A 9,309-nucleotide genomic window follows, 5' to 3' on the forward strand; every position below is an offset into this window, starting at 1 on the left:
CGGTTGACACGATCGAGCACCAATGACCCCGTGCCTTCCAGAAACTTCTGTTCTTCGACGTAGCTACGATAGTCCAGAATGTGCTTGGGTTGGAAAAAATCGCCTGCTTCGAGCGGCCTGAGCACATCGAGCTGATGTTCAAGACGCCGGTTGGGGGCACGCAACGGATACAATACCGCCAGTCCGTTGGTATGAAAGCTAATCCGGTTGTTTGGAAATAGGGCATCCGGTGTTTCGGGCTCAGGCGTGTCCTGAACAACGCATACCTTAACGCCTGCCCTGGCAAGTGCGCTAGCCAGTGCGTCGAATTCAGCTTGTGCCTGCTGCGTTAAATTGATGTCTTCAACGTGTTGAAAGGCATTGTCCTCCGAAGTTTCGGGATTGGCATAGAAAACACTCGGTCGAACCATGAGGATGGTATCGGTGATCTGTCGCATTATTTCACCTCCAGCTCAGCACCGCACTGGCTACAAAACCGGGCGCCACTTTCCTCGGGACGGTGTCCACACACTGCGCAGTCTTTCGGGTAACGCGACAGCGGCTTTTGTGATTGTTTATGAATCTCGGCGGTCAAGATGCCGGTAGGTACGGCAATGATGGCATAGCCTAAGATCACCATGATAGAGGCAAGCGCTCTGCCGATAGGTGTTTGTGGGGCAATATCACCATACCCGACAGTGGTCACTGTGATAATTGCCCAGTAAACGCTTTCTGGAATTGAAGTGAAACCATGCTCTGGTCCCTCAATGAGATACATGAGGGAGCCGAAAATCATGACAATGGTGGTCATGAATAAAAGGAAAACAGAAATTTTATGGCGGCTGGCGATAAGCGATCGAATGAGCATATCGGCTTCGCCAACAAAACGCATCAGCCTGAGTATCCGGAAAATCCTCAACACGCGCAGGGAACGAAGCACCAAGAGATACTCAGTGCCCTCAAAGAGGAGGCCGATATAGGTGGGCAGAATCGCCAGTAAGTCAATGAGGCCAAAAAAGCTCAAAGCATAACGATGTGGTGTGCGCGTACAGATGAGCCGGAGTCCGTATTCGACGGTAAATAAGACCGTAAAACACCATTCCAGCATGAACAGCGTGTCGTGATAACGTGCATAGATGCTGGGCACGCTGTCGAGCATCACGACGGTGACACTTATCAGAATGGCCGAAATGAGTGCAATGTCAAATGCTTTGCCCGCTGGCGTGTCGGCATGGTAAATGACGTCAAATAAACGTGCGCGCCAGTCGGTCTGTTTTTCTTTTTCTATCAAATTGTTATTCGAATAGAACCAGCGTGCTCACATTAGACCAGAAACAGAAAAATGGGGCAATGGGCTGAATTTGCAAAATGTTCAAACTCGATTTTTCAGAAGGCGTGCCTTCTCACGTGTCCATTCCCGTTCTTTTTCACTGGCGCGTTTGTCGTGTTTGCGCTTGCCTTTAGCAATGCCCACTTCCAGTTTCACCCGATTATTTTTCCAGTAGAGCTTGAGTGCGATAAGGGCCATCCCTTTTTGTGACACCAAGCCGAAGAGTCGTGACAATTCTTTCTTGTGAAGCAGCAGTTTTCTGGTGCGTGTGGGATCTGGGCGAAAGTGCGTTGAAACTGTCGGCAATGGCGTGATGAGGCAGCCAAGTAACCAAGCCTCGCCATCTTTCAGTAATACGTAGCTGTCGGACAAGTTGACCTTGCCCGCCCGCAGCGATTTGACTTCCCAGCCTTCTAGTACCAAGCCAGCTTCCAGCGTGTCTTCAATAAAATACTCAAAACGCGCCTTTCGGTTGACGGCGATGGTATTGGTACCGGGGGATTTTTGCTTTTTCTTGCTCATGGGCGCGCATTATAGCGATCTCTTGTGGCGTTGGGTACCGCAATGCGTGCGTTGACAAGCCCGACAGGGTAAAATGCCGCGCCATGTCATTGAAACGAACTGAATGATGCCTAAGGTTCATCGACAAGCACTGTTGCCTTATCCGCCTGAAGCACTGTTTGATGTGGTGCATCGTGTCGAAGACTACCCGGTGTTTGTGCCGCATATTAGAGATGTGGTGGTGACGCCGGTGGCCGAGAATGAGTTGATCGCCCGGGTACAGCTCGACAGTGCGGCGCTCGGCGGCTTTTTTGCCACACGCAATCGTTGGGAGCGGCCACATTGGCTGAAAATGCAATTGGAAGAAGGGCCACTATCCTATCTTCAAGGTCAATGGCGCTTTGAAGCCGTGGGCGATTCAGGCTGCCGTGTGACGCTGGATCTTGATTTTGATTTTGCCAATCGTCTGATAGGGTTAGCATTCAGTCGCGTATTTGGCCATTTGGTCGGCCAGCTATTTGATGCTTTTGTGCAGCGTAGCCGAGAGGTGTGTAGTGACAAACAAAACAGTTGAGGTGGTGTATGCCCTGCCTGAAAAGGCCACAGTCATTACGCTCAATATCGATGACGCGACCACGGTGGGGGAGGCCATTTCACAAAGCGGGATTTTGGAAAAACACCCGGAAATTGATCTGAGTCGACAAGCCGTCGGGATATTTTCTCAAATAGTGCCGCTCGATACCGTCCCTAGCGACGGGGATAGAATCGAGATTTATCGCCCGCTGATTGCGGATCCAAAGGAAATGAGAAGGCGGCGGGCGGCACAAATGGCCGCGCGAAAAGTGGCACAGAAAAAGGGTTAACCGGCTTCTCGGCTGTTCTGTTGGCAGTCGCCATGGGCGCCAAAGCGTTCACGACACTGCTTGGCCTGTTCCAGCGCCTCTTGCGTTTCTTCCTCGGTCGGCGGATACAAAGTGTCCAGTGGCACGCTGATGCCATATTCGTTAATCATATGGACGTGGAATCGTCGTAGGTGTCTTGGTTCGGCAACGCCACAGCTGTGCGCGATGGTACACACTTCTTTTTGCACTGACGCATGATAGGCCGCAACTCGTTGTGCTCGATCGTCAACATCAATGGCATCGTGTAATTTGGGGTTGTGGGTTGTGATACCGGTTGGGCAGGTGTTTTTGTTGCATTTCAACGCCTGAATGCACCCAAGCGCGAACAAGAACCCGCGGGCGCTGACAACATAATCCGCGCCCATGGCAATGGCCCACGCTACCATCGCTGGATTGATTAACTTGCCAGAGGCGATCAGGCGAATGCGGGATTTTAACCCGGTGCGGTAGAGCAAATCGGAAACGCGAGGCAAGCTTTCTTTTAGCGGTAACCCAACATAATCCAATAGGCTTTGCGGCGCGGCCCCGGTTCCGCCATCGGCACTGTCGATGGTGATGAAGTCAGGGGCCGATTCTATTCCACGTTTTCGAATTTCATCGCACAGCGTTTCAAGCCATCCATAGGAACCAATACAGGCCTTGAAGCCTGTCGGCTTTCCGGTGATGTTGCGAATATGATTGATAAAATCAAGCAGTTCCTGAGGAGAGGCGATTTCAGGATGCCGATTCGGGCTAATGGAGTCTTTTCCGGGCTCGATGCCTCGAATGGCGGCGATTTCCGGCGTCACCTTGATGCCGGGCAGTACACCGCCTTTGCCTGGCTTCGCGCCTTGACTAAGTTTCAGTTCAAACATTTTGACTTGCGGATGTGAAGCGACTTCAGCCAATTTACCTTCATCAAGTCGGCCATCCTTGGTGCGCACACCATACTTGGCGGTACCAATTTGAAAGACAAGATCGCACTGACCGGCGAGGTGATGCGGGCTGAGGCCGCCTTCACCAGTATTCAACCAGCAGCCCGCCAGGGCGGCCCCTTTGGACAATGCTTCGACAGCCGGTGCCGACAGGGCACCAAAACTCATGCCCGAAATGTTAAATAACTGAGGCGCTTGGTATGGCTGCCGACAATAGGGTCCAAATGTCAACGCTTCAGGCTTGACCGAGTCTTCGTCTTGAGTCGGGAAGGCACAGTTTAAAAAGATGATGCTGCCCGGCTGGGTAAGGCTCCGGGTTGAACCGAACGCACGGGTATTGTTGGCACGTTTGGCCGCTTTATACACCCACACACGTTCGGCTCGATTGAACGGCAGCTCCTCCCGGTCCATGGCGAAAAAGTATTGGCGAAAAAATTCGCCAAGCTTGATAAAAATATGCCGGAAACGCCCAATGACCGGATAGTTTTGGCGAATGGGATCCCGTTTTTGCGAGATATCGATGACAAAGAGAATAACAACCGCGATGACAGCGAGACCTATGGCGAACCAAAACAGATAAACAAGCCAAGCCAGTCCACTGTACCAGGGTGCGGTTGTCATCATGATGAATCTTTTCCTTTGGCTTCGGGGTTCAGTTGAGGATGGTGAAAATCACCCTCAATACGAACCAGTTTGTTGTTGGCAAAATATACTCTCAGTTTGTCGGTATCCTTTTGGCCACGTGCGTTGATAAAGTGGAAATCGTAGTTCCAAACGTCGTGCTTAAAGGGATCTTGTGTTTGCGGTGTGCCAAGGACGAATCGCACTTGTTCCTTGGTCATGCCAGGGCTGAGTTTGTCCACCTGTTCTTGGTCAATCAAATTACCTTGCGATATGGTCAGACGATAGACCAGTGGATCGATGAGTTGGCAGCCCGCGAGGGCCAACGCCATAGAAATCAATATAATTCTCATTTGTATCCTTGCGTACAATTGAGGCACAATGCATAGTAGATAGTCTGCATTTTACTGGCTTTGGCTAGAATTGCCAGTCGCGACACGGTGAACGGAGGAATTGGTTTGGACAGTTCGCAGCTGAAGAAAGTTGGCCTGAAAGTCACATTGCCCCGGGTCAAAATTCTGGGCATTTTGGAAAATGCGGAAGACCGGCATATGAGCGCCGAAGATGTGTATAAAGCGTTGCTTGAGGCGGGTGAAGAAGTGGGGTTGGCGACGGTCTATCGAGTGTTGACTCAATTTGAACAGGCCGGCATTGTCGAGCGGCACCACTTCGATGGTGGGCACTCCGTGTTTGAACTCGCTGACGGTGAGCATCACGATCACCTGGTTTGTGAACAGTGCGGGGCGGTCGAGGAATTTATGGATGAGGTGATTGAACAACGCCAACATGACATCGCCAAGCGCGCAGGCTATCGCTTGAACGCCCACTCCATGTATCTCTACGGCATTTGTCCCCGTTGTCAGAAGGCCGACAATTAGATAGTTGTCCCTCACAAGATAGGGGTTTTGTCTGGATGTAGTCGCTTGAATTTGGCAAGCAAGATGGATTTGCTTTCGTTGTATTGGGGATCTGGCTCAATACACTCGATCGGGCAGATGGTTTGACACTGTGGGGTGTCAAAATGCCCCACGCACTCTGTGCAGCGGTCAGGATCAATTTGATAGTACTCGGGACCTTGCGAGATGGCGTCGTTTGGACATTCAATTTCGCACAACGCACAGTTGATACAAGCATCCAGAATCACTAGACTCATTGTCTTTTAACGCTCCTGTAGTTTCTGCGACAAGGCGCGAGCCACCACTGGGTGAACGAACTCGCTCACGTCACCACCCAGTTTGGCAATTTCACGTACCAACGAAGCAGAAATAAAAGACAAGTGTTCTGATGGGGTGAGAAAAACGCTTTCTATTTCAGGGGCCAGTCGGCGGTTCATATTGGCCAACTGGAATTCGTAATCAAAATCCGAGACGGCTCGAATGCCGCGCACCAGCGCGTGTGCTTTTTGCTTTCTGACATAATCAACGAGCAGACCTGAAAAACCTTCTACCTTAACATTATCAAGTCCTACCGCTTCAATGACTTGGCGGCATAAATCGACCCGCTCCGGCAAAGTGAACAATGGGTGTTTGGAGTGACTTTCGGCCACGGCGACAATCACCTGGTCGAACAAGCGACTTGCTCGTTCGATCAAATCAACGTGGCCCGTGGTTGGGGGATCAAAGGTTCCAGGATAAACGACGGTTTTCATATGCGACTTGGTTCGCGTTTTTCTTGAGTGTACCGGACCTGGCTGAAATTTTCGACAGGTAAGCGGGCGCTCTTGTCGAGCTTTGGTCTAAGGTGTCTTGTCGATGAAGGCGGCCGCTGGTGGTTTGAACAATACGTCCTTCAAAGGGGGCGTAGAATGATCGTCGATGCTTGTGACTGGCGTTTTTATATGGACTCAGATAGAATCCCGGCCTAAAAGTACCGTTTTTTACCCGCGTACAGTTACACTACACTCCGCCATTATGGTGTGATTATGCAACAAACTGGTATCGTGGATATTGATAACGGTCAAAAGAAGTCAAAATGACCATCGTGGTCAGCACGAATCTTTGTCATTGAATCCGTTGGAGAGGTGGGGATGTCGTTGAAAAAACTCAAGCAGATCTCCGTATGGCTTGCCAGTGCGCTGATGGGCGCAACAAGCTGGGCGGAAGCGCCGCGGTTCAACCTGCGGGAAGGGGTCACGCAAGTCAGCCGTGACATTTATCAGTTACATATGTACGCCGTGTGGGTATGCGTTGGCATCGGCATCGTGGTCTTTGGCGCGATGTTTTATTCCATTTGGAAGCATCGTCGCGACAACCACCCAGAGCCTGCTAAGTTCCACCATTCCACACTGGTAGAAGTTGTCTGGACGACCATTCCGTTTTTGATTTTGATCGCGTTGGCGGTGCCCGCCACACGCACTTTGATAGAGATTGAGGACAATTCGAATGCTGAGTTGAATGTTCTGGTCACTGGCTATCAGTGGAAGTGGTCGTACAAATATCTGGATGGTCCGGCCGCAGGTATTGAGTTCTACTCAAACCTCTCAACGCCACGTGAGCAAATTGAAGGTAAGGCACCAAAAGGTGAGCACTACCTCCTCGAGGTAGATAATCCGCTTGTATTGCCCGTGGGCAAGAAAGTACGTTTCTTGGTGACCGCTAAGGACGTCATTCATTCGTGGTTCGTGCCTGATTTTGGCGTAAAGCAAGACGCCATTCCTGGTTTTATTAATGAAGCTTGGGCCAAGCCTGAGGTGCCGGGTATCTATCGCGGGCAATGTGCCGAGCTATGCGGCAAAGACCACGGATTTATGCCCATTGTCGTCGATGTGAAGTCGGAGGCTGATTTTGAAAAATGGGTGGCCGACAAAAAAGCCGAGATTGCGGCTGCGAAGAAAGCGGCTGAAGAAGCGGCGGCGCGAAGCTGGAGCAAAGAAGACCTGATGAAAAAAGGCAAGGAAGTTTTCGCGGCGCGTTGTGCGGCTTGTCACGGTGCTGAGGGTAAGGGTACCGGGCCATTCCCGGCATTGGATGGCAGCAAAGTCGCCACCGGTCCAGTCGAAGCCCACATTGATATTGTGCTGCATGGGCGAAATGCGATGCCAGCTTGGGCAGGTCAATTGACCGATGCAGAGATTGCTGCGGTCATCACCTATGAGCGTAACGCCTGGTCAAATAAAACAGGCGATCTGGTACAACCGGCCGACGTGGCCGCTCACAAGAAGCAATAAGGGGAGAGGCTCTCATGAGTGCAGTTGCAGATACGCACGCCCACGGCCACGATCACAAGCCAACGGGCATCAAGCGTTGGTTGTTTACGACCAACCATAAAGATATTGGCACCATGTATATGGTCTTCGCGCTGATAATGTTTTTTATCGGTGGTGCGATGGCCATGGTGATTCGTGCCGAGTTGTTCCAACCAGGTCTGCAGTTGGTCGATCCAAACTTTTTCAATCAAATGACCACCATGCATGGTCTGATTATGGTGTTTGGCGCGGTCATGCCTGCCTTTGCCGGGTTGGCCAACTGGATGATCCCCCTGATGATTGGGGCGCCCGACATGGCCTTGCCGCGAATGAACAACTGGGCATTCTGGCTGCTTCCTGTAGCGTTTCTGGTTTTGTTGATTTCACCGTTCCTGGAAGGTGGTGGCCCGAACTTTGGCTGGACCTTCTATGCGCCGTTGTCTTCGACCTACGGCCCGCCGAGTACGGACTTCTTTATCTTTTCGGTGCATGTCATGGGGATTTCTTCAGTGATGGGGGCGATCAACATTATTGTCACCATCAAAAACATGCGTGCGCCAGGCATGACCTACATGAAAATGCCACTCTTTGTCTGGACCTGGTTTATCACAGCCTTTTTGCTGATTGCGGTGATTCCGGTACTGGCGGCGGCGGTGACCATGGTGCTGACGGACCGCAACTTTGGCACATCGTTCTTCAATGCTGCGGGTGGCGGTGATCCGGTCATGTTCCAGCATATCTTCTGGTTTTTCGGGCATCCGGAAGTTTACATCATGATTCTGCCCAGCTTCGGTGTCGCATCGGCCATTATCCCCGCTTTCTCGCGTAAGAAGCTGTTTGGTTACAGCTCAATGGTTTATGCGACAGCATCGATTGCGTTTTTGTCATTCATCGTCTGGGCGCACCACATGTTTACTACCGGGATGCCACTCGCTGGCGAGCTGTTTTTCATGTTTGCCACCATGTTGATCGCAGTGCCGACAGGTGTGAAGGTGTTCAACTGGGTGGCGACTATGTGGAAAGGCTCGCTGACATTTGAACCTCCGATGCTGTTTGCTGTGGCATTCGTCATCCTGTTCACAATTGGCGGCTTCTCTGGCGTGATGCTGGCCATGGCACCTGCGGATAGTCAGTACCACGACACCTATTTTGTCGTGGCGCACTTCCATTATGTGTTGTTCCCAGGTGCGATTTTTGGCACGTTCGCGGCGGTTTACTACTGGCTGCCGAAGTGGGTTGGTAAAATGTATAACCAGAAACTGGCGAAATGGCATTTCTGGTTATCAATGATTTTTGTCAACCTGACGTTCTTTCCGATGCATTTCTCGGGACTCGCGGGTATGCCACGGCGAATTCCGGACTACAACGCCATGTTTGCTGACTTCAATATGGTGTCGTCCATTGGCGCGTTCGGGCTCGGCCTGACACAGCTCCTCTTTGTGTACGTCCTGATTGACTGTGTCAAGCGCGGCAAGCCGGCGCCTCAGAAACCTTGGGATGGCGCGGAAGGACTTGAGTGGACCGTGCCTTCACCGGCACCATACCACACTTTTGAGACACCACCGGAAGTGAAGTAGGGGGAGATATGAGCGAGGCGAACCTTCGGGAAAAAAACCGAAAAACCGTTCGCAATCTTCTGATTGTGGTGGCCGGGATGGTTGGGTTCGCCTTTGCCTTGGTTCCTTTGTACAACGTGTTTTGTCAGGTGACGGGCATCAATGGGAAGACGGGCGGGCCGGTTGCAGAGAATGCACAGCAGGAAGACACCGCGCGACAAATTGATCTGCAGTTTATCGCTCAACTGTCCAAGGAAATGGATGTTGAAGTCGAATTCCGGCCCGAGACTTATACGATGAAAGTGCATCCTGGGAAAACCTA

The 9,309-nt window shown here is 51.5% G+C and carries 13 protein-coding genes; 6 read left to right on the plus strand and 7 right to left on the minus strand.

Features of this window, described 5'->3' with window-relative positions:
• The 3 genes from D6694_15580 to smpB form a co-directional block, all read right to left on the minus strand.
• Positions 1-437 (minus strand): amidinotransferase (locus tag D6694_15580; protein RMH33423.1); only part of this gene is annotated, 437 nt, incomplete at its 3' end.
• A complete protein-coding gene (locus D6694_15585) occupies positions 437-1,270 on the minus strand; it encodes an ion transporter (GenBank protein ID RMH33414.1) in 834 nt (277 codons plus the stop codon). The genes D6694_15585 and D6694_15580, both read right to left, overlap by 1 nt.
• A gap of 81 nt (positions 1,271-1,351) precedes the next feature.
• The gene (gene smpB, locus D6694_15590) at positions 1,352-1,831 is read right to left on the minus strand and encodes an SsrA-binding protein SmpB (protein RMH33415.1); all 480 of its coding nucleotides are present in this window, start codon (positions 1,829-1,831) and stop codon (positions 1,352-1,354) included.
• 103 nt (positions 1,832-1,934) lie between these two features.
• On the opposite strand from smpB, the gene D6694_15595 reads away from it, so the two are divergent.
• Positions 1,935-2,384: a type II toxin-antitoxin system RatA family toxin gene (locus D6694_15595; protein RMH33416.1), complete on the plus strand. Its 450-nt coding sequence runs from the start codon at positions 1,935-1,937 to the stop codon at positions 2,382-2,384.
• Positions 2,332-2,673: an RnfH family protein gene (locus D6694_15600; protein ID RMH33417.1), complete on the plus strand. Its 342-nt coding sequence runs from the start codon at positions 2,332-2,334 to the stop codon at positions 2,671-2,673. The genes D6694_15595 and D6694_15600 overlap by 53 nt, the downstream gene beginning before the upstream one ends.
• Here the strand turns inward: D6694_15600 and D6694_15605 are convergent.
• The gene (locus D6694_15605) at positions 2,670-4,247 is read right to left on the minus strand and encodes an FMN-binding glutamate synthase family protein (protein RMH33424.1); all 1,578 of its coding nucleotides are present in this window, start codon (positions 4,245-4,247) and stop codon (positions 2,670-2,672) included. The two genes, D6694_15600 and D6694_15605, sit on opposite strands and share 4 nt — an antisense overlap.
• The gene (locus tag D6694_15610) at positions 4,247-4,600 is read right to left on the minus strand and encodes an outer membrane protein assembly factor BamE (GenBank protein ID RMH33418.1); all 354 of its coding nucleotides are present in this window, start codon (positions 4,598-4,600) and stop codon (positions 4,247-4,249) included. Before D6694_15610 ends, D6694_15605 begins: the two co-directional genes overlap by 1 nt.
• A 105-nt stretch (positions 4,601-4,705) precedes the next feature.
• On the opposite strand from D6694_15610, the gene D6694_15615 reads away from it, so the two are divergent.
• Positions 4,706-5,125, plus strand: coding sequence for a ferric iron uptake transcriptional regulator (locus D6694_15615; protein RMH33425.1), 420 nt, complete (start codon positions 4,706-4,708; stop codon positions 5,123-5,125).
• Positions 5,126-5,136: 11 nt separating this feature from the next.
• Here the strand turns inward: D6694_15615 and D6694_15620 are convergent, their stop codons facing one another.
• Together D6694_15620 and D6694_15625 are read right to left on the minus strand one after the other, a co-directional pair.
• Positions 5,137-5,400, minus strand: coding sequence for a YfhL family 4Fe-4S dicluster ferredoxin (locus D6694_15620; protein RMH33419.1), 264 nt, complete (start codon positions 5,398-5,400; stop codon positions 5,137-5,139).
• 6 nt (positions 5,401-5,406) lie between these two features.
• On the minus strand, positions 5,407-5,895 hold the full coding sequence (locus D6694_15625; GenBank protein ID RMH33420.1) for a pantetheine-phosphate adenylyltransferase: 489 nt from the start codon (positions 5,893-5,895) through the stop codon (positions 5,407-5,409).
• A 429-nt stretch (positions 5,896-6,324) separates the two neighbouring features.
• Here D6694_15625 and coxB point away from each other — a divergent pair, with 429 nt between their 5' ends.
• The 3 genes from coxB to D6694_15640 all read left to right on the plus strand — a co-directional run.
• On the plus strand, positions 6,325-7,413 hold the full coding sequence (coxB, locus tag D6694_15630; protein ID RMH33426.1) for a cytochrome c oxidase subunit II: 1,089 nt from the start codon (positions 6,325-6,327) through the stop codon (positions 7,411-7,413).
• 14 nt (positions 7,414-7,427) lie between these two features.
• Positions 7,428-9,008 (plus strand): cytochrome c oxidase subunit I, encoded by a 1,581-nt coding sequence (gene ctaD / locus D6694_15635; GenBank protein ID RMH33421.1) that lies wholly within the window; start codon positions 7,428-7,430, stop codon positions 9,006-9,008.
• An 8-nt stretch (positions 9,009-9,016) separates the two neighbouring features.
• Positions 9,017-9,309, plus strand: a 293-nt coding sequence (locus D6694_15640; protein RMH33422.1) for a cytochrome c oxidase assembly protein, incomplete at its 3' end; no start/stop codon positions are given.

It is taken from the genome of Gammaproteobacteria bacterium (assembly GCA_003696665.1).
In the GTDB taxonomy this organism is placed as follows: Bacteria; Pseudomonadota; Gammaproteobacteria; order Enterobacterales.